The sequence below is a fragment of the Streptomyces sp. RKAG290 genome, from assembly GCF_023701695.1.
Taxonomy (GTDB): domain Bacteria; phylum Actinomycetota; class Actinomycetes; order Streptomycetales; family Streptomycetaceae; genus Streptomyces.
The window spans coordinates 825,098-844,901 of the sequence record NZ_JAJOZC010000001.1 but is presented as its reverse complement, the minus strand read 5'-3'; the positions used below and the strand labels follow the sequence as shown (position 1 = coordinate 844,901).

Here is a 19,804-nt window from a genome sequence, read left to right as displayed (position 1 = left end):
GCCGCCGCCCTGACCAGGGCCTCTCGTTCGGATCGAAAGACCCTACGGCAGCAGCCCCGCCCGCCGGGCCGCGACGACCGCCTCCAGCCGGGTGTGCGCACCGAGCTTGCGCATCGCCGCGCGCAGATACCCCTTCACCGTCTCCGGCCGCAGCCCGAGCCGGTCCGCCGCCACCGCGTTCGTCGCGCCCGCCGCGACACAGGCGAGGACGTCGACCTCGCGCGGCGCCAGCTGGACCTCCCGCTCCCTGGGCACCCGGGTGCCCGCCGCGGACGCGAGCCGCCCGCACACCGTGAGCAGCTCGTCGCGCAGCGCCGGGTCGAGGACCTTGGGCACCAGGGCGCGCAGTTCGCGGTGCGCCTCGCGGACGTCCTCCCAGGCCCCGGGGGCGGTCCGCGGGTCGGTCACCTCCTCGCGGGTCACGGAGAGCAGCTGCTGCACCTCGTCCCGGACGGCCAGCGCCTGCTCCACGTCGCGGGCCGCCGCGACAGCCGCGTCGAAGGTGCGGTCCCCGAGCGTGAGGGGCTCGCGCAGCGCCCCGTACAGCACGCCCCGCACCTTGCGCCGGACGACGACGGGAACGGCGACCACCGAGCGCAGGCCCTCGGCGGCCACGGCCGTGTCGTACTCGTGGCTGATGTGGCGCGAGGAGTGGTAGTCGGTCACCGCGCAGGGCCGGGACAGTGCGATGGACTTGCCGCCGAGTCCGCTGCCCGCCGAGATCACGAGCCCGCGCAGAGCCGTGGTGTGCGCCCCGTTCAGCTCGGCGATCCTGGCGTGGCGGGTGTCGGAGAGCAGCCCTCCGAACGCCACGGGCAGTCCGCTCGTCCGGCGCAGCCGCAGCAGCGCGGCTTGCATCTCGACCGCATCGACGGATTCCGGCACGATGACGCCTCTCTGCCCGGCCCCGCGGGTTCAGCCCTCCCCGCAGCACCCCCGTTCGGGGGTGGTGAGACCTGGGTCACTGTTTACATCATGTTAAGAGACCGGTCCGGTCCGCAATGAGGAGGGCACATGTCGGCAACCAGTGCGACGGAGACGTTCCGGGCCGCCCGGGACTTTCTGCTGCGGCACCGCGAGGACTACGGCGCGGCCTACGAGGGTTTCCGCTGGCCCCGCAGCGACCACTTCAACTGGGCGCTGGACTGGTTCGACGTCATCGCGCAGGACAACGACCGCACCGCCCTGCACATCGTGGAGGAGGACGGCGCACGCACAGAGATGTCCTTCGCCGAGATGTCGGCCCGCTCCAACCAGGCCGCGAACTGGCTGCGCGCGCAGGGCGTACGGGAGGGCGACCGGATCCTCGTCATGCTCGGCAACCAGGCCGAGCTGTGGGAGACCGCCCTCGCCGCGATGAAGCTGCGCGCCGTCGTCATCCCGGCGACCCCGCTGCTGGGCCCGGCCGACCTGCGCGACCGGGTCGAGCGCGGCCGGGTCCGCCATGTGCTGGTCCGGGACGCCGACACCGCCAAGTTCGACGAGGTGCCCGGCGGCTACACCCGGATCTGCGTCGGGGCGGACACCGCCGGCTGGCTCTCCTACACCGGCGCGGACGAGCAGCCGAAGACCTTCACGGCGGACCGCGAGACCGACGCCGACGAACCTCTGATGCTCTACTTCACCTCGGGCACGACCGCCAGTCCCAAACTCGTCGAGCACACCCATGTCTCCTACCCCGTGGGCCACTTGTCGACGATGTACTGGATCGGGCTGAAGCCAGGCGACGTCCACCTCAACATCTCCTCGCCCGGCTGGGCCAAGCACGCCTGGTCCAACCTCTTCGCCCCGTGGAGCGCCGAGGCGACCGTCTTCATCTTCAACTACACCCGCTTCGACGCGGCCCGGCTGATGGCCGAGATGGACCGCTCCGCCATCACCAGCTTCTGCGCGCCGCCCACCGTCTGGCGGATGCTCATCCAGGCCGACCTCTCCCAGCTGAAGACCCCGCCGCGCGAGGTCGTCGCGGCGGGCGAACCGCTCAACCCGGAGGTCATCGAGACGGTCCGGCGCGCCTGGGGCGTCACCATCCGGGACGGCTTCGGCCAGACGGAGACGGCCGTCCAGGTCGCCAACACCCCCGGCCAGGTGCTGAAGCCCGGCTCCATGGGGCGTCCCAGCCCCGGCTTCAAGGTCGTCCTGCTCGACCCGGTCAGCGGGGAGCCCGGCGCCGTCGAGGGAGAGATCTCCCTCGACCTGTCGGCCCACCCGGTCGGTCTGATGACCGGCTACCACGGCGACCCGGACCGTACGGCCGAGGCCATGGCCGGCGGCTACTACCGCACCGGGGACATCGGCTCGCGCGACGAGGAGGGCTACATCACCTACATCGGCCGCGCCGACGACGTCTTCAAGGCCTCCGACTACAAGATCTCGCCGTTCGAGCTGGAGAGCGCCCTGCTGGAGCACGAGGCCGTCGCCGAGGCCGCGGTCGTGCCGGCCCCGGACCCGGTACGGCTCGCCGTGCCGAAGGCGTACGTCGTGCTCGCCGAGGGCTGGGAGCCCGGCCCCGAGACGGCCAAGGCGCTCTTCGCCCACTCCCGCGCCGTCCTCGCCCCGTACAAGCGGATCCGGCGGCTGGAGTTCGCCGAGCTGCCCAAGACCGTCTCCGGCAAGATCCGCCGGATCGAGCTGCGCGAGGCCACGGCCCGGGGCGCGGGCACCGAGTACGCCGAGGGGGACCTGACATGACCGGGCTCTCCTACGCCCACGGCACCGGCACCACGGCCCTGCTCGGCGACACCATCGGACGCAACCTCGACCGGGCGCTCGACGCGTTCGCGGACCGCGAGGCACTGGTCGACGTGGCCTCGGGGCGGCGCTGGACTTACGCCGAATTCGGGGCGGACGTCGAGGAGCTGGCCCGTGCGCTGATGGCGTCGGGGGTGGCCAAGGGTGACCGGGTCGGCATCTGGGCGGTCAACTGCCCCGAGTGGGTGCTCGTCCAGTACGCCACCGCCCGCATCGGCGCCGTCATGGTCAACATCAACCCCGCGTACCGGGCGCACGAGCTGGAGTACGTACTGAAGCAGGCCGGGATCTCGCTGCTGGTCTCCTCGCTCTCGCACCGCACCAGCGACTACCGGGCCCTGGTCGACGAGGTCCGCGCCAACTGCCCCGCACTGCGCGCCGTGCACTACATCGGCGCCCCTTCCTGGGACGAGCTGACCGCCGTCGCCGGATCGGTCACCCCCGAACAACTCGCCGTGCGCGAGGCGGAGTTGTCCTGCGACGACCCAATCAACATCCAGTACACCTCGGGCACCACGGGCTTTCCCAAGGGAGCCACCCTCTCCCACCACAACATCCTCAACAACGGCTACTTCGTGGGAGAGCTGGTCGCCTACACCGAGCTGGACCGGGTCTGTCTGCCGGTCCCCTTCTACCACTGCTTCGGCATGGTCATGGGCAACCTCGGCATCACCTCCCACGGCGCCTGCATCGTGATCCCGGCCCCCGCGTTCGAACCCGCTGCCGTGCTGGCCGCCGTCCAGCAGGAGCGCTGCACCTCGCTCTACGGGGTCCCCACCATGTTCATCGCGGAGCTGAACCTCCCCGGCTTCGCCTCGTACGACCTCTCCTCCCTGCGCACCGGCATCATGGCCGGATCGCCCTGCCCGGTCGAGGTGATGAAGCGGGTGGTCGCCGAGATGCACATGGACGAGGTGTCCATCTGTTACGGGATGACGGAGACCTCCCCGGTCTCCACCCAGACCCGCCGGGACGACGACCTGGAGCGGCGCACCGGCACCGTCGGCCGGGTGATGCCGCACATCGAGGTCAAGGTCGTCGACCCGGCGACCGGGGTGACGCTGGAGCGCGGTGCGTCGGGCGAGCTCTGCACCCGCGGCTACAGCGTGATGCTCGGCTACTGGGAACAGCCCGAGCGGACCGCCGAAGTGATCGACGCGGGCCGCTGGATGCACACCGGCGACCTCGCGGTGATGCGGGAGGACGGCTACGTGCAGATCGTCGGCCGGATCAAGGACATGATCATCCGCGGTGGTGAGAACGTCTACCCGCGCGAGATCGAGGAGTTCCTCTACGGCCACCCCAAGATCGCGGACGTGCAGGTGGTGGGGGTGCCGGACGAGAGGTACGGCGAGGAGATCCTGGCCTGCGTCATTCCCGCCGACCCGGCGGACCCGCCGGCGCTGGAGGAGATCACGGAGTTCTGCCGCGGGCAGCTGTCGCACTACAAGGTCCCGCGCCTGCTGCGGATTCTCGACGCCTTCCCGATGACGGTCAGCGGCAAGGTCCGGAAGATCGAACTGCGGGAGAACTTCCGCCCGTCCTGAGGAGTGCCCGGCGGCCACCGGCCGGACACCCCCCCGTCGAGTACCGGGCCCGCCCGCTACTCCCCGGCAGGCGCGGGCAGCGCGGCGCCGGGGGCCGACGGCACACCGAAGTCCGGTGTGCCGTCGGCCCGCCAGTCCACCTTCTGCACGCGCAGCGAGCGGTCGCCGCCGCAGCTTCCGGCCGGATCGGCGGTGGCGTGGTACGCGTTGTACGTCTCGCTGCCGTCCGGCGAGGTGAAGAAGCTGTTGTGGCCGGGCCCGAACACGCCGGCCGCGTCGTTCCTGGTGAAGACGGGCTGCTCCGACTTGGACCAGGCCGCCGGGTCGAGCGGGTCGCCTCCGGCCAGCGTCAGCAGCCCCAGCTTGTAGTCCGGGGTGTGGCACTGGCTCGCGGAGAAGGCCACGAAGGTGCGGCCGTCGTGCTGGAGGACGGCGGGGCCCTCGTTCACGGCGCCGCCGACGACCTCCCAGTCGTGCGTGGGCACCGAGATCTTGCTGCGCGGTCCCGTCAGCTCCCAGGGACTCGCCATCCTGGCGATGAACAGGTCCTGGCCGTCCGGGTCCCAGCCCGACCAGAGGAGGTAGGAGGCGCCGTTGATCTCCAGCACGTCCGAGTCGATGCCCGGGTTGTAGTCACCGGGATTCAGCTCGCCCTTGTAGGTGTACGGGTCGAGCGGGTTCGCCCCGCCCTCCAGGACGTGGATGCGGTGCTGTCCGATGTCCCCGTTGTCGGCGCCGTAGTACAGGTACCAGCGGCCCCCCGACCTGTGGAGCTCCGGCGCCCAGACGTTGCAGCAGCGGTCCGGCGCCGCGTCCCGGAACACCTCATGCTCCGGGGCGTCGTGCAGCCCGGCGAGAGTGGGTGAGGCGACGATGCCCACATGGTCGCCCTGCGTGTACGTGAGGTAGTACTGCCCGTCCGACCAGGTGAGGTACGGATCGGCGGCGCCCTCACGGACCGGGTTGGTGAACGCGCCCGCGGCGGCGGCCACGGGCTGGGCGGCGGCCGCTCCACCGGGTACGCACAGTGCCGCGCCCAGGAGGAGCAGCGCGGCCGACAGCGGTCGCAGCAGCAGCCGACGGCGGGCGGTGCGCGGACGGGGCGGGGTGGGGGGATGCGGTGCGTGCACGAGGTGCCTCCAGGGTGGGGGAGGGGGTTGGCGGTGCGCCGGGGGCCGGCCGGCGGCCGGCCCCGGGTGTCGTCAGATCCAGGGCCCCGCGGTCAGGGCGGCGTACCAGCGGTTCGCCATCGCCGCGTAACCGACGGCGTCGGGATGGACCCCGTCGGCCAGGTCGGCCGTGGACAGCGCGTCGTGCATCGGTACGAAGTGGACGTGCCGGCCCTGTCCGGCCCACTGGCCGACTATCCCCGGCACGGCCGCGTTGTAGGCCTGCGCACGCTGTTCCAGCACGGGGTCGGCGAGCACGATGATGTCGCTGACGAAGACGTCCGCGTCGGGTGCGGCCGCCGTGATGTGGTCGATCAGCGCGGAGAGCCGGGCCGGTGCTCCGGGCATGTCCCGGTCCTGGACCACGTCGTTGGTGCCGATGTGGAGCAGCACGCTGCGGGGCTGCGCGGCGCGCACCCAGCCGGTGACCTGGGCGTCGATCTCATCGATCCGCCAGCCCGAGTGGCCCTCGTGGTCGTGGTCGCCCAGCTCCGGGGGCCGTTGAACTGGGAGCCGACGAAGTCGTCGACGCGCCCGTCGGCCGCGGCGTGCTGCCACAACGGCGTGCGGTACCCGCCGGGCACGTTGAAGCCGTCGGTGATGGAGTCGCCCAACGGCATGATGCGCAGACCGCCGTTGGACTCGGCCTGCGCGGAGACCGCGCCGGTGAGGGTCAGCGCGCAGGCGGCGGCGAGCGAGACGCACAGCCCGGCGGCGGCGCGCCGCCGGATGTGCAGGGAGCGGGGCAGGGGTAAGACACGCATCGCGTTCTCCAGGTGGTGTGGGGGGTGGGAGTCCGGTGCTCAGCTGTGGTGCTTGAAGTCACCCACGGTGTCGAGGGTGATGACGTGGGGGTCGTCGTAGACCTTCTTGAGGAAGTCCGGTGCGTTGTGGACGCCGTCCGTCAGGTAGTCGCCGCCCCAGGTGACGAACCAGCTCCAGTCGGAGCGGTAGGCCCGCATGAGTGCGGGATCCGGGATGGCCCCGACCTCGCCGAGCGCGGCCGGCTTGGTGTCGCCCGTGAGCGACAGCAGGCGGTCGTAGGTCCCGGAGACCGGCCCGTGGTCGCCCGCCGCGGGATAGGAGTCGGCGCTCACCACGTCCACCACGTCGTCGCCGGGGTACCAGGCGGGATCGACGGAGTTCCACACCCAGATCAGGTGGTGCAGCCCGTTGTGACGGACCATCCGGTCATACATCAGCCGGTACAGCTCCTTGGCCGGGCCCGGTCCCTTGGCGCCCCACCAGAACCAGCCGCCCTCCGCCTCGTGCAGCGGCCGCCACAGGACGGGCACGCCGGCGTCCTGCAGCACGGCGAGCCGCGCCGAGATCGCGTCGATGTCCCTGAGCAGCAGCCGGTAGTCGTCGGACTGCGGATCGGCGAGGGCGGCGGCCAGGTCGAAGGTGGTGGCGTCGGTGTAGAACCCGCGCCACCACTCCTTGCCGGGCTGGTCGACGAGGTGGGACGGGGCGTTCCAGTGCCAGACGAAGGAGGTGATGCCGCCGCGCGCGTCCCAGTCCAGGGCGTGCTCCACCTCCTGGGAGGTGGCCCCGTGCTCCTGCCTGCTCGGCGAGTAGTCCATCAGGTCGAGGCCCGCGATCGCGGGGGCCTTTCCGACGTTCTGCTCCAGCCACCCGATGTTCGCGGTGTCCTGCTGGCCGCTGAGGGTGTCGGTGCCGTAGTGGTCGCCCAGGTAGGAGAGCAGGGACCGCGCCTCGGGCGTGGCGTCCGGATCGACGGGGGCCCCGACGAGCCGGTGCGGAGGGCGCTCGTCGGCGGGGGTGACGGTGACCGAGTCGATGGCGTAGTAGCCCCAGTTGCTGTGCACGGTCACGACGTTTCCGGTGTCGTCGAGCAGGACCCGGCCCGCCGGCAGGTCGGTGAAGCCGGAGCTGCCCGGTAACGCCAGATCGCCCGGACCGGCCCCGTTGACGTCCACCGTCGTGTGCTTGTCGCCGTTCGGGGAGGCGTAGCGGACCGTCAGGTCGTACAGACCGGCAGGGGTGTCGGGCAGTGGTATCCGGACGCTGTCCGTCGCGGCGTCGAAGCCCTCGACGTAGCCGGAACCGGAGTGTCCCGGCAGGCTGGAGCCGACGGCCACGCCGTCCAGGACTCCGTTCTCGGCCTCGGCGGTGAGTGGCCCGCCACCGGCCGCCGCGGCAGGCGGCGCGGACGGCAGCAGGGCGGTGGCTCCCAGCAGGGCCACGGCGAGGGGGACGACGATCAGGCGCCCCGTACTGCGTGGGGGGTGGCGCACGGGAATTCCCTTCGTGGAGGAGACGGCGAGCCGGATGCGGGAGCGCTCCCATGATTCGGAGCGTGACGTGGGCCGATGGGGGCCGACGCCCTCGATCCAGCCGATTACATCGATGTAACAGAGCTTTCTACGCATCCTCGGCCACCACGTCAACGCTTAGCGCAGACAAAGTTGATTCCCTTGTTGCCGCTGCCCCTCATCCGCTCGGGGTGATCTGCCCGGCCGGATCGAAAGTTCGTCCCAAGGCTTTACATCGATGTAATCGAGTGCTGACATGTGGTCTCTCCGCACAAGCACCAGGAGGGCCCCGATGCCACGACAGCGTGACGACCACCCGTCCCCCCGCACGGCCGAACCGGCCGTCCCCCGCCCCGAGTACCCCCGGCCCTCCTTCGCCCGGCAGGACTGGCTGAACCTCAACGGCACCTGGGAGTTCGCCCGTGACCCCGGCGACAGCGGACTGGAACGGGGCCTGGTCCGGCAGCCGTTCCCGGACCGGATCACGGTGCCGTTCTGCCCGGAGTCGGAGCTCTCCGGCATCGGCGACACCGACTTCCTGCACGCCGTCTGGTACCGCCGCAGCGTCACCGTGCCCGCCTCCTGGGAGGGACGCAGGCCGGTGCTGCACTTCGGTGCCGTCGACCATGACGCGACCGTCTGGGTCAACGGCACCGAAGTCGCCCGGCACAGCGGCGGGTTCACCCCGTTCAGCGCCGATCTCGGCGACGTGGCGCGGCCCGGCGAGGACGCCGTGATCGTGGTGCGGGCCCGGGACACCGCCCGGGGGCCGCAGGCCCGTGGCAAGCAGGCCACGGAGTACGCGAACAGCGACTGCCACTACACCCGCACCACCGGCATCTGGCAGACGGTGTGGCTGGAGCCCGTCGCCCCCGTCCACCTGCGCCGCCCCCGGATCACTCCCGACCTCGCCGGCGGCTGCTTCCACCTCGAACTGCCGCTCTCCGCCAACCGCCCCGGCCACCGGGTCCGCGCCCGGCTGAGTGACGACGAGGGCACCGTGGCCCAGGCCTCCGTCCGCGCCGACCTCGACCTCGCCCCGCGCCTGGTCCTGCCCGTGCCGCCGGACCGCAACAGGCCCTGGACACCGCAGGATCCGCACCTCTACCGGGTGCTGCTGGAGATCGTCGCGCCCGACGGGGAGACCGTTGACCGCGCGGTCTGCACCGCGGGACTGCGGTCCGTCTCGATCGACGGCAAGCGGATCCTGCTCAACGGGAGCCCGGTCTTCCAGCGGCTGGTACTGGACCAGGGCTGGTACCCGGACGGACTGATGACGGCGCCCGACGACGCGGCGCTGGTCCGGGACATCGAACTCTCCCTCGCGGCCGGATTCAACGGGGCGCGGCTGCACCAGAAGGTGTTCGAGGAACGCTTCCTCCACCACGCGGACCGCCTCGGCTACCTGGTCTGGGGCGAGTTCGGGGACTGGGGATGCCAGACCCCGGGAGGCACCGGCTACGACAACCAGCAGCCCACCGCGGGGTACGTCGCCCAGTGGCTGGAGGCACTGGAGCGCGACTACTCCCATCCGTCGGTCATCGGCTGGTGCCCGCTGAACGAGACCCATCAGCTGCTGCACGACCGGCAGACCGTCCTGGACGACGTCACCCGGGCGATGTTCCTGGCCACCAAGGCGGCCGACACCTCCCGCCCGGTCCTGGACACCTCCGGCTACGCGCACCGCGTTCCCGAGACCGACGTCTACGACTCCCACTCCTACGAGCAGCGGCCTGACGCCTTCCGGGCCCAGCTGGCGGGGCTCGGCAAGGACGAGCCCTTCGTCAACGGGCAGGAGGCGCCGCACGGCGGCGGCTGGTCGGTGCCGTACCGGGGACAGCCCTACTTCGTCAGCGAGTTCGGCGGCATCTGGTGGAACCCCGAGGAGGCACACGCGGCCGGTGAGAACCGCCGCAGCTCCTGGGGATACGGCCAACGGCCGCGCGACGAGGAGGACTTCCAGGAACGGTTCGCCGGGCTGGTGGGGGTGCTCCTCGACAACCCGGACATGTTCGGCTACTGCTACACCCAGCTCACCGACGTCTTCCAGGAGCAGAACGGCGTCTACCGCTTCGACCGCTCCGAGAAGCTCGACACCGGCCGGCTGCGCGCCGCCCAGGAGCGGCTCGCCGCCTTCGAGTCCGGCACCGTCCCGGACGACGGGGAGCCGGCATGACCGGCCGCCCGCCGCTCAGCCGCCGCGGCCTGCTGCGCGGCTCCCTGTTCGCCGCGTCGGCGGCCGCTCTCGCCCCGGCGCTCAGCGCCTGCGGGTCGGTGGCCGGTGCGGTGTCCTCGGGCGACGACGTGGAGTTCTGGAACCTGTTCTCCGGCGGCGACGGCATCCTGATGAAGCAGATGCTCTCCGGGGCCGAGAAACGCGTGCCGGGGTTGCACCCTCGCAGCACGGTGCTGGAGTGGGGCGCCGCCTACTACACCAAGCTGGCGATGGCCTCCGCCGGAGGGCGCTCCCCCGACATCGCGGTCCTGCACCTGTCCCGGCTCGCGGGATACGCGCCGGGCGGGCTCCTGGACCCCTGGGACATGGACCTGCTGGCCGAGTTCGGCGTCCGGACCCCCGACATCAACCCCAAGGTGCTGGCCCTCGGGCGCTACCAGGACGAGCAGTACGCGGTGCCGCTGGACACCCACCCGTTCGTGGTCTTCTACGACCGGAAGGTGATGGACCGGGCGGGGCTGCTGGACAGCGACGGCAAGCTGATCGATTTCGGTTCCCCGGCCCACTTCCTCGAAGCGGCCGAGAAGCTCCGCAGGGACACGAGGAAGGCGGGGCCTGTCTTCGGCCATGCGAACGACCTGGCCCAGTCCTGGCGCATGTTCTGGGGGCTGTACAGCCAGACGGGCGCGGAGTTCGAGCTGACCGGCCGCAAGCCGAAGGTGGACCGGGACACGATGGTGCGGGTGGTGGATTTCATGAAGAAGCTCACCGCGCCGGACTGCCGCACGATGGACTACCCCGCGGCCATCGCCGCCTTCACGACCGGCGGCTCACCCATGATCTTCTCCGGTGAGTGGGAGACGCCCGCCTTCCGCAGCGCGTCCGCGCTTGACCTGGGCGCCGCGCCGTTCCCCACCCTGTTCGGCCGCCCCGCCACCCAGGCCGACAGCCACACGTTCGTCCTGCCGCACCAGGACGACCCGGACCCGGCGCGCCGCCGCAACGCCCACCGCCTGGCGGCCGAGCTGCTGAAGGGCAGCCTCACCTGGGCCAGGGCCGGGCACATCCCGGCCTACCTCCCCGTGGTGAGGTCCGGGCAGTACGCGGACCTCGACCCGCAGTCCTCGTACGCCCCGGCCGCCGAGGCACCCGCGCTGGAGCCGCCGGCCTGGTTCACCGGGGCCGGTTCGGACTTCCAGGCACGGATGTGCCAGGCCATGCAGAGCGCGCTGACCGGCTCCGCGACGGCCGACCGGACCGTCACGAAGATGCTGTCCGAGATCGAGTTCTTCCTCTCCCAGCCCAATCCGGCCTGACCGGGGAACGAAAGGAAATCTGTCATGAGCACAGTTCCCTCGGCCGTCCGGCGTCCGGCGCGCAGCCCCGGCAGCCGGCGCACCGGCCGCTCCGGGTTCCTCTTCGTCCTGCCGTTCCTGGTCCTCTTCGCTCTCTTCCTGGTGCTCCCGCTGGTCTGGGGCCTGTGGATGAGCTTCACGGACTCCAGCCTCACCGGGCACGGCGGCGGCACCTTCGTCGGAATGGCCAATTACGCGGACGCGCTGGCGGACAGCCAGATGTGGTCCAGCCTCGGCAACACGGCCGTGTTCACCCTGCTCTCGTCCGTCCCGCTGGTGCTCGTCGCCCTGGTCATGGCCCTGCTGGTGCACACCGGCCTCCCGGGCCAATGGCTGTGGCGGCTCGCCTTCTTCGCCCCGTACCTGCTTCCGGTCGCTGTCGTGTGGCAGGTGTGGCTGATGCTGTTCCAGCCGGACCTCGGCCTGCTCAACTCCATGCTCAGGGGCATCGGGCTGGACGGCATCGGCTGGCTGGTCGAGGAGAAGTACGCCATGTGGGCGGTGGTCCTGGTCACCGTCTGGTGGACCGTGGGCTTCAACTTCCTGCTGTACCTGGCCGCCCTCCAGGCCGTGCCCGATCACCTCCACGAGGCGGCGGCCATCGACGGAGCCGGTGCCTGGCGGCGGCTGTGGTCGATCACCCTGCCGCAACTGCGGCGCACGACCGGCCTGATCGCGGTGCTCCAGGTCCTCGCCTCGCTCAAGGTCTTCGACCAGATCTACCTGCTCACCAGGGGTGGACCGAACGGATCGACCCGGCCGGTCCTGGAGTACATCTACGACACCGGCTTCACCGGCTACCGGCTCGGCTACGCCTCCGCGATCTCGTACGTGTTCTTCGCGATCCTGATCGTTCTCTCCATCGGACAGCTCAGGCTCTTCTCGCGCAGGGAGGCGTGATCATGACCACCGACACACTCGCGACGCCGCGTCCCGCCGAAGCTCGGCCCCGGCCGTACCCCCGCCCGGCCGGCAGCCGCACCACGAAACCGCAACAGGTGCTCGGCAGCGGCCCGGTGGCGAAGGCCGTGGCCGTCCTGGCCCTGGTGGTGACCGCGGTGATGTGGCTGCTGCCGCTGGCCTCGGCCGTGGTCACGTCCTTCAAGTCCGAGGCGGACGCGGCTTCGGCGGGAACCGGATGGATACCCGCCCACGGCTTCACCCTCGACGCGTACCGGAAGATCCTCGACCAGGGGAACCTGCCCCTGTGGGCGCTGAACAGCCTGCTGGTGACCGTCTCGGTCACGGTGATCACCGTGACCGTCTCCGCCCTGGCGGCGTACGGCCTGTCCCGTACCGTCTTCCGAGGGCGCAAGGTGCTGCTCGCCGTTACCCTGGCCTCGATCATGGTGCCGCCGCAGATCCTGATCGTGCCGCTCTTCCGGCAGATGGTGGCCGCGCACCTCGCCGACACCTACGCCGCGATGATCCTGCCCAGGTGGTCGCGCCGGCCATGGTCTACGTCCTCAAGAAGTTCTTCGACGGGATCCCCCGTGAACTGGAGGAGGCGGCGCGCATCGACGGGGCGGGTGGCTTCCGGGTGTTCTGGACCATCGTGCTGCCGCTGTCCCGGCCGATCCTCGCCGCCGTCGCGATCTTCGTCTTCATCACCACCTGGAACAACTTCCTCTGGCCCTTCATCAGCACCAGCGACCCGGATCTGATGACCCTGCCGGTGGGGCTGTCCACGGTGAAGGACTCGTACGGACTGCAGTACGCGCAGTCGGCCGCCTCCTCGCTGCTCGCCGCGATCCCGCTGGTCGTGGTCTTCATGGTCTTCCAACGGCAGATCGTGAAGTCGGTGGCGACCACGGGGCTCGGCGGGCAGTAGCCGCAGCGTCCGCGCCGGCGGTACGCGGGGGCCGGCTCAGCGGCCCCCGCGTACCGTGCGGCCAGATGTGCTCTCGCGCACCCGCAGCCGGTGACCGATGACGGCCTCGCGGACCGGGGCGGCGGGATCCTCGATGCGCCGCTGCAGGAGCGACAGCGCCTCCCGGGCGATGGCGTCCTTGTCGGGGCTGACGCTGCTCAGGCTCGGCACGCTGAACCGGCTCTCGTCCACATCGTCGAACCCGACCACCGCGACGTCCTCGGGGACGCGGATTCCCCGTTCGTGAAGCACCCGCTGGGCGCCCAGCGCGAGCGCGTCGTTGAAGCAGAACACCGCGTCGAACGGCTCGCCGCCGTCCAGCAGCGCCGCCATGGCGCTCGCGCCGTCCTGCCGGTGGTAACCGGGGGTCTCGCACTCCAGCTCCGGCTGCTCGGGGAGCCCCGCGGCGCGCAGCGCCTCCCGGTATCCCGTGAGACGCAGCAGCGGTGTGCCCACCCCCGCGTCGGGCTGTGCGCCGATGGCCGCGACGCGGCGACGGCCGAGGCCGAGCAGATGCTCCACGGCGTCCCGCGCCGCCCGCACGTTGTCGACCGCCACATGATCGGTGAGGCCCTCGCTGGGGCGCTCCCCGATGAGGACGACCGGCATGTCCCGCAGCCGGACGGCGAGCTCCGAGGCCCGGAGATTCAGCGGACTGAGCACGATGCCGTCGACCACCTGCGCGCCGAGCGCGTCGAGCACCGCCTCCTCGCGCGCGCGTTCGCCGAGGGTCTGCTCGATGAGCAGGGTGAAGCGGCCCTCGGCGGCCTCCAGGAAGCAGCGGGCCAGCTCGGCGAAGTAGGGGACGTCGAGTTCGGGAAGGATCAGCCCGACCATGCCCGTACGGCCACGACGCAGGTTGCGGGCACTGGTGTTGGGCCGGTAGTCGAGCAGCCGGATCGCCTCACGGACCCGCTCACGGGTGGCGGTCGCGACCGGCACGACCCCGTTGATCACATTGGAGACGGTCTTGGGGGAGACTCCGGCGAGCGCCGCCACGTCCTTCATCCCGACGCTTCTGCGGATTCCGCCGGAGCGGCGCTGCGCGGGGCAGTCGGCCGGGCTCCCGGGAACAGGTGCCGAGGTCATGCCGTCATGCTAGATCATGGACCGCGCCGGGCGGCCTGGCTCCGGTGACCCGGGGCCGGCGCGCTGTCAGGCGGCTTCGATGATCTCGCCCGCGGCGCTGTCCTTGGTCGCTGCCGCCCATTCGATCAGGAGCACCTCGTAGGCCGCGGACTCCACGGGGGACCAGTCCTGGCCTGCCCGTGCCTCCACGAGCGCGCGGATCGCCTCGTTCGCCTCGACGGCGGCGGGGTGGGCCGGCTGCGCCGGAGGTGCGGGGTGCGGCGGATCCGTGGGTGGAGAAAGCCGTGGAGTTAAGACCATGCGCCCACTGTAGAGCCCGCCACCGACAACAGACCGAACATCTGTGGCCCCTGGCTCGAACGTGACCGATAGCACTCACTGTGGCCGGGTGGTTTCTGTGAGGTGCGGCACGTCGCGGCGTATCCAGACCTGGGCCACCGGTCCAGGCCGTGTTCCGCCTCCTCGGCCCGGATCTTCCGCAGCCGTCGGTGAGTTCCGGGAACGGTTCGTCTGCGGCGCGCTCGATGGCCCGAAGCAGCGGGAGATCCGAGCGGCGGGCGGGACGGATGCGCATGCCTCAGCATGCCGAGCGGTGCCGGCGCCGCGGTGCCCGGACGGAGCTCAGGCGCCGGTGCTGACCAGCTCGTCCGCCGGGCTGTTCACCGGCTGCGGGGTCCCGGTGAGATCCATGACGAACAGCGGGATGCCGAGACCGTCCGCGCGCTCACGGGCGTCGGGCGCGTAGCCGGCGAGCGAGAAGAGCACCCCGGACACCGAGGTGTTCAGCGCGTTGAGCCACAGGCATTCGACCTCGCGCAGGGCGGTCGGCCGGGTGGTGGAGTCGACCTGGGCGATCAGCCCGGCCGCCCGCAGGTCGATCCTGGACGAGGGGCGTTCGGCGGGCTGCACCACATCCCGGTACCCCAGCCACTTCAGGTACAGGGCCGCGGCGCCGACCGCGTCGCGTGCGGTACGGATGGTCAGCGGCCGGAACGTCGGTCTCGGGGCCGCGGCGGTGCGCGGCAGCGGGATGTGTGACGGCCGGGACGCGTGACCCTGGGCGCGGCCGGAAGCCGTCACCGGACGCACCGGGATCCGCAGCACGGCCCGCACGGGCAGCACAGCTCGGGCTGCGGCCACTGGTCGTGCCGCCCGCAGCCGCGGCAGCGCACCGTCACCCAGTCGTCGTTCCAGGTGCGGTGGGTGATCGTCGTGACGGGGGCGCCGCGCAGCAGCGGCGGGGCGGTCGGGGTGCCGCACGGGCACGGATAGACGGGCGTGAGGTACGCGTGATCGCGGCGGCAGGCAGGGCACCGCACCGGCACTGACTCCACCATGTTCTCCCTCCGGCCCGCGGACCGCGGGCGGCCCCTTCCGCCCCACGGACCGTGAGCGCCCCGGAATCCGGGCCGACTGCGCTCCGTACCCCCATGCTCCACCAAGAGCGAGCTCCTGGGGAGAGAGTTGGCCCACTTCGCACGAGCGCGTCCGTTCCGTCTGCCCCGGGGGTGCCCCAGGCCCCCTCCCTTGACGGCTGTGCGGACGCGCTTTAGATTTGCTTCCGTATAGCAGAATCAAACTTCCGTAATACGGAATTGGTGCTCTCAGGTGGCGCGACAGAGCCCGACTCCGCCCAGGTCCGAGCAGGAGCACTCAATGCCTCGTATGACCGCTGCCCGAGCGGCAGTTGAGATCCTCAAGCGCGAAGGTGTCAGCAACGCGTTCGGCGTGCCGGGCGCGGCGATCAACCCCTTCTACGCCGCACTCAAGGCCGCCGGCGGGGTTCATCACACGCTCGCCCGCCACGTCGAGGGCGCCTCCCACATGGCGGAGGGGTACACCCGGGCCACCCCGGGGAACATCGGCGTCTGCATCGGTACGTCGGGACCGGCCGGCACCGACATGATCACCGGCCTCTACTCCGCCACCGCCGACTCCATCCCGATCCTGTGCATCACCGGCCAGGCGCCGACCGCGGCCCTCCACAAGGAGGACTTCCAGGCCGTCGACATCGCGTCGATCGCCAAGCCGGTCACCAAGGCGGCCACCACCGTCCTGGAGGCCGCGCAGGTCCCCGGCGTCTTCCAGCAGGCCTTCCACCTGATGCGCACCGGCCGTCCCGGCCCGGTCCTCATCGACCTGCCGATCGACGTGCAGCTCACGGAGATCGAGTTCGACCCCGACCTGTACGAGCCGCTGCCGGTGCACAAGCCCGCCGCGACCCGTAAGCAGATCGAGCGGGCCGTCGAGATGCTGAACGCCTCCGAGCGGCCGCTGCTCGTCGCGGGCGGCGGCATCCTGAACGCCGACGCGTCCGATCTCCTGGTGGAGTTCGCCGAGCTGACCGGCGTCCCGGTCGTCCCCACCCTGATGGGCTGGGGCATCCTCGCCGACGACCACGAGCTGAACGCCGGCATGGTGGGCCTCCAGACCTCGCACCGCTACGGCAACGCGACCTTCCTGGAGTCCGACTTCGTCCTCGGCATCGGCAACCGCTGGGCCAACCGGCACACCGGCAAGCTGGACGTCTACACCAAGGGCCGGAAGTTCGTCCACGTCGACATCGAGCCCACCCAGCTGGGCAAGATCTTCGCCCCCGACCTCGGCATCGCCTCCGACGCCAAGGCGGCGCTGGAGCTGTTCGTCGAGGTGGCGCGCGAGCTGAAGGCGGCCGGCAAGCTGAAGGACCGCGCACAGTGGGCGGCCTCCACGCAGGAGCGCAAGGCGACCCTGCAGCGGCGCACGCACTTCGACAACGTGCCGCTGAAGCCGCAGCGCGTGTACGAGGAGATGAACCGGGCCTTCGGTCCGGAGACCCGGTACGTCACCACGATCGGCCTCTCCCAGATCGCCGGCGCGCAGATGCTGCACGTCTACCGCCCGCGGCACTGGATCAACGCCGGCCAGGCGGGCCCGCTCGGCTGGACCATCCCGGCCGCGCTGGGTGTCGCCACGGCCGACCCCGAGGGCTCCGTCGTCGCGCTCTCCGGCGACTACGACTTCCAGTTCATGCTGGAGGAGCTCGCGGTCGGTGCGCAGCACCGCATCCCGTACGTGCACGTCCTGGTGAACAACTCCTACCTGGGGCTGATCCGCCAGGCGCAGCGCAACTTCGACATCGACTTCCAGGTCAACCTGGAGTTCGAGAACATCAACTCCCCGGAGCTCGGCGTCTACGGCGTGGACCACGTCAAGGTCGTCGAGGGCCTGGGCTGCAAGGCGATCCGGGTCACCGAGCCGGACCAGCTGCTGCCGGCCTTCGAGGAGGCCAAGAAGCTGGCGGCGGAGTTCCGGGTGCCGGTGGTGGTCGAGGCGATCCTGGAGCGCGTCACGAACATCTCGATGAGCGGTTCGGACATCGCGTCGGTCAACGAGTTCGAGGACATCGCGTCGGAGCCGGGCCACGCGCCGACGGCGATCCGCCCCCTCACGACCGCCTGACCCGAGCGAGGCCCTGCGGCCCCCGTTCCCCGCTCACCGGGGGGCGGGGGCCGCGGTCGTGTGCCGCGAGGCCGTGCGCGACGTGTGGCCCGTGCCGTGCCCTCAAGCGCCGGACGGCCCGTGCCGTGTCCTCAAGCGCCGGACGGGCTGAACCGATGTCCTCAAGCGCCGGACGGGCTGAACCGATGTCCTCAAGCGCCGGACGGGCTGAACGGACGTTCTCAAACGCCGACGGGCTGAACCGATGTCCTCAATCGCCGGACGGGCTGGATTTTGCCGACCGGCCACTCCAGCCCGTCCGGCGATTGAGGACGGAACCGTCGAGGCGGAGGCTCCGAATCAACGTGCGGGCCGCGCCGGAACCCCCCACCCAGCCCGTCCGGCGATTGAGGACCCCCGCGTCCGGGCGCGCGAAAAAGGGCGTGGGGTACGGGAACGTATCCGTACTCCACGCCCTGGTTCAGGGAATGACAGGGGCCGCGGCGGCGCGCGAGGGGGCGGACGGCCCCGGCTCCTTCAGGTCAGGAGACGGGACCCCGCCCACACCACCGCACTGGCATCGCACAACCGCCGCGGCCTCGTCCTGCCCGCGCCTCCGTGCGACCCCTCATCCGGGCGGGCACGGCGGTGCGAGCAGGGCTTGGTGGGAGGCTCAGTCCTCGCGCAGGGCGCGGACGGCCTCCTCCACGCGCTTGCCGTACTCGGCATCCGCGGCGTGGAAGTGGGCGAGGTTCTTCTCGATCACGTCGTCCCGGGTGACCTGCGACAGGCCGCCTGCGATGTTGGCGATCAGCCGGCCCTGCTCCTCGTCCGACATCAGCCGGTACAGCTCGCCCGCCTGGAAGAAGTCGTCGTCCTTGGTGTGGGCGGGCGCCTCGTGCGTCCCGGTCCAGCCCTGGACGGGCAGCGGTGCGGAGAAGGCCTCGTCCGTCTGGGACGGACCGGCGTACGAGTTGGGCTCGTAGTTCTTGTCGTGCCGCGCACCGTAGCGCGTGGCGTGCAGACCGTCGCGGCCGTAGTTGTCGACGACGGCCGTGCGCGGCGCGTTCACCGGCAGCTGGGTGTGGTTGACGCCCAGCCGGTAGCGGTGCGCGTCCGCGTAGGCGAACAGCCGGCCCTGCAGCATCTTGTCCGGGGACGGACCGATGCCGGGCACGAAGTTGTTCGGGGAGAACGCGGCCTGCTCGACCTCGGCGAAGACGTTGTCCGGGTTGCGGTCCAGGACGAGCCGGCCCACCCGCTGCAGCGGGTAGTCGCTGTGCGGCCACACCTTGGTCAGGTCGAACGGGTTGAACCGGTAGTCCGCGGCCTCGGCGGCCGGCATGACCTGCACGTGCAGCGTCCAGGACGGGTTCATGCCGCGCTCGATCGACTGCAGCAGGTCCGTCTGGTGCGAGCTGGCGTCCTTGCCGACGAGCTCGGCGGCCTGGTCGGCGGAGAGCGAGCGCACGCCCTGGTTCGTCTTGAAGTGGTACTTGACGAAGAAGGCCTCGCCCGCGGCGTTCGTCCACTGGTAGGTGTGCGAGCCGTAGCCGTTCATGTGGCGGTACGAGGCGGGGATGCCGCGGTCGCCCATCAGCCAGGTGACCTGGTGCGTCGCCTCGGGGGCGTGCGCCCAGAAGTCCCAGACGTTGTCCGGCTCCTGACGGCCCGTGAACGGGTCGCGCTTCTGCGAGTGGATGAAGTCGGGGAACTTGATCGGGTCCTTGATGAAGAACACCGGGGTGTTGTTGCCGACCAGGTCGTAGTTGCCCTCGTCCGTGTAGAACTTGAGGGCGAAGCCGCGCGGGTCACGTACCGCGTCCGCGCCGCCGAGCGAGTCGGCGACCGTGGAGAACCGGATGAACGTCTCGGTGCGGCGGCCCACCTCGGAGAGGAAGTCGGCGCGGGTGAAGCCCGTGACGTCGTCGGTCACCTCGAAGTAGCCGTGCGCGCCGGAGCCCCGGGCGTGCACCACGCGCTCCGGGATGCGCTCCCGGTTGAAACGGGCGAGCTTCTCCAGGAGGTGACCGTCCTGGAGGAGGATCGGGCCACCGACGCCGGCGGTGGCGGAATTCTGGTTGTCGGCGACCGGGGCGCCTGACTCGGTCGTAAGCACACGCTGCGTCATGGTGTCGGGGCGACCTTCCG

General features: G+C 71.1%; 13 protein-coding genes and 2 pseudogenes. 7 read left to right on the top strand and 8 right to left on the bottom strand.

Annotated elements, in window-relative coordinates; genetic code table 11:
- Positions 1-42: 42 nt before the first annotated feature.
- The gene (locus LNW71_RS03615) at positions 43-885 is read right to left on the bottom strand and encodes a helix-turn-helix transcriptional regulator (RefSeq protein ID WP_250966888.1); all 843 of its coding nucleotides are present in this window, start codon (positions 883-885) and stop codon (positions 43-45) included.
- A 129-nt stretch (positions 886-1,014) separates the two neighbouring features.
- Between LNW71_RS03615 and LNW71_RS03610 the strand changes: the two genes are divergently transcribed.
- On the top strand, positions 1,015-2,691 hold the full coding sequence (locus LNW71_RS03610; protein WP_250966887.1) for an AMP-binding protein: 1,677 nt from the start codon (positions 1,015-1,017) through the stop codon (positions 2,689-2,691).
- Positions 2,688-4,298 carry an AMP-binding protein gene (locus tag LNW71_RS03605; protein WP_250966886.1) on the top strand — a complete coding sequence of 537 codons (1,611 nt, stop codon included), beginning with the start codon at positions 2,688-2,690 and terminating at the stop codon, positions 4,296-4,298. Before LNW71_RS03610 ends, LNW71_RS03605 begins: the two co-directional genes overlap by 4 nt.
- 56 nt (positions 4,299-4,354) lie before the next feature.
- On the opposite strand, the gene LNW71_RS03600 is transcribed toward LNW71_RS03605, so the two are convergent.
- The 3 genes from LNW71_RS03600 to LNW71_RS03590 all read right to left on the bottom strand — a co-directional run bounded on the left by LNW71_RS03600 (position 4,355) and on the right by LNW71_RS03590 (position 7,725).
- Positions 4,355-5,428 (bottom strand): glycoside hydrolase family 43 protein, encoded by a 1,074-nt coding sequence (locus tag LNW71_RS03600; protein ID WP_250966885.1) that lies wholly within the window; start codon positions 5,426-5,428, stop codon positions 4,355-4,357.
- A gap of 72 nt (positions 5,429-5,500) precedes the next feature.
- The gene (locus LNW71_RS03595) at positions 5,501-6,172 is read right to left on the bottom strand and encodes an SGNH/GDSL hydrolase family protein (protein WP_250966884.1); all 672 of its coding nucleotides are present in this window, start codon (positions 6,170-6,172) and stop codon (positions 5,501-5,503) included.
- A gap of 98 nt (positions 6,173-6,270) precedes the next feature.
- Entirely contained in the window at positions 6,271-7,725 is a 1,455-nt protein-coding gene (locus LNW71_RS03590) for a glycosyl hydrolase (protein WP_250966883.1), read from the bottom strand.
- 310 nt (positions 7,726-8,035) lie between these two features.
- On the opposite strand from LNW71_RS03590, the gene LNW71_RS03585 reads away from it, so the two are divergent.
- From LNW71_RS03585 to LNW71_RS03570, 4 genes and pseudogenes are all read left to right on the top strand, one after another.
- Positions 8,036-9,919, top strand: coding sequence for a glycoside hydrolase family 2 protein (locus LNW71_RS03585; protein ID WP_250966882.1), 1,884 nt, complete (start codon positions 8,036-8,038; stop codon positions 9,917-9,919).
- Positions 9,916-11,235: an extracellular solute-binding protein gene (locus LNW71_RS03580; protein WP_250966881.1), complete on the top strand. Its 1,320-nt coding sequence runs from the start codon at positions 9,916-9,918 to the stop codon at positions 11,233-11,235. The genes LNW71_RS03585 and LNW71_RS03580 overlap by 4 nt, the downstream gene beginning before the upstream one ends.
- Before the next feature lie 24 nt (positions 11,236-11,259).
- Positions 11,260-12,174, top strand: a complete 915-nt coding sequence (locus LNW71_RS03575) for a carbohydrate ABC transporter permease (RefSeq protein WP_250966880.1) — start codon at positions 11,260-11,262, stop codon at positions 12,172-12,174.
- 2 nt (positions 12,175-12,176) lie between these two features.
- Positions 12,177-13,105: pseudogene (locus LNW71_RS03570) on the top strand (carbohydrate ABC transporter permease).
- 36 nt (positions 13,106-13,141) lie between these two features.
- Here the strand turns inward: LNW71_RS03570 and LNW71_RS03565 are convergent.
- The 3 genes and pseudogenes from LNW71_RS03565 to LNW71_RS03555 form a co-directional block, all read right to left on the bottom strand.
- Complete coding sequence (locus LNW71_RS03565; RefSeq protein ID WP_250966879.1) at positions 13,142-14,233, bottom strand: LacI family DNA-binding transcriptional regulator; 1,092 nt, start codon at positions 14,231-14,233, stop codon at positions 13,142-13,144.
- Between the two features lie 66 nt (positions 14,234-14,299).
- Complete coding sequence (locus LNW71_RS03560) at positions 14,300-14,533, bottom strand: hypothetical protein (RefSeq protein ID WP_250966878.1); 234 nt, start codon at positions 14,531-14,533, stop codon at positions 14,300-14,302.
- A gap of 321 nt (positions 14,534-14,854) precedes the next feature.
- Positions 14,855-15,567 (bottom strand): annotated as a pseudogene (locus LNW71_RS03555) (hypothetical protein).
- A gap of 331 nt (positions 15,568-15,898) precedes the next feature.
- Between LNW71_RS03555 and gcl the strand changes: the two are divergent.
- A complete protein-coding gene (gcl, locus tag LNW71_RS03550) occupies positions 15,899-17,674 on the top strand; it encodes a glyoxylate carboligase (protein WP_250966877.1) in 1,776 nt (591 codons plus the stop codon).
- Positions 17,675-18,326: 652 nt separating this feature from the next.
- On the opposite strand, the gene LNW71_RS03545 is transcribed toward gcl, so the two are convergent.
- Entirely contained in the window at positions 18,327-19,784 is a 1,458-nt protein-coding gene (locus LNW71_RS03545) for a catalase (RefSeq protein WP_250966876.1), read from the bottom strand.
- Positions 19,785-19,804 lie beyond the last annotated feature (20 nt).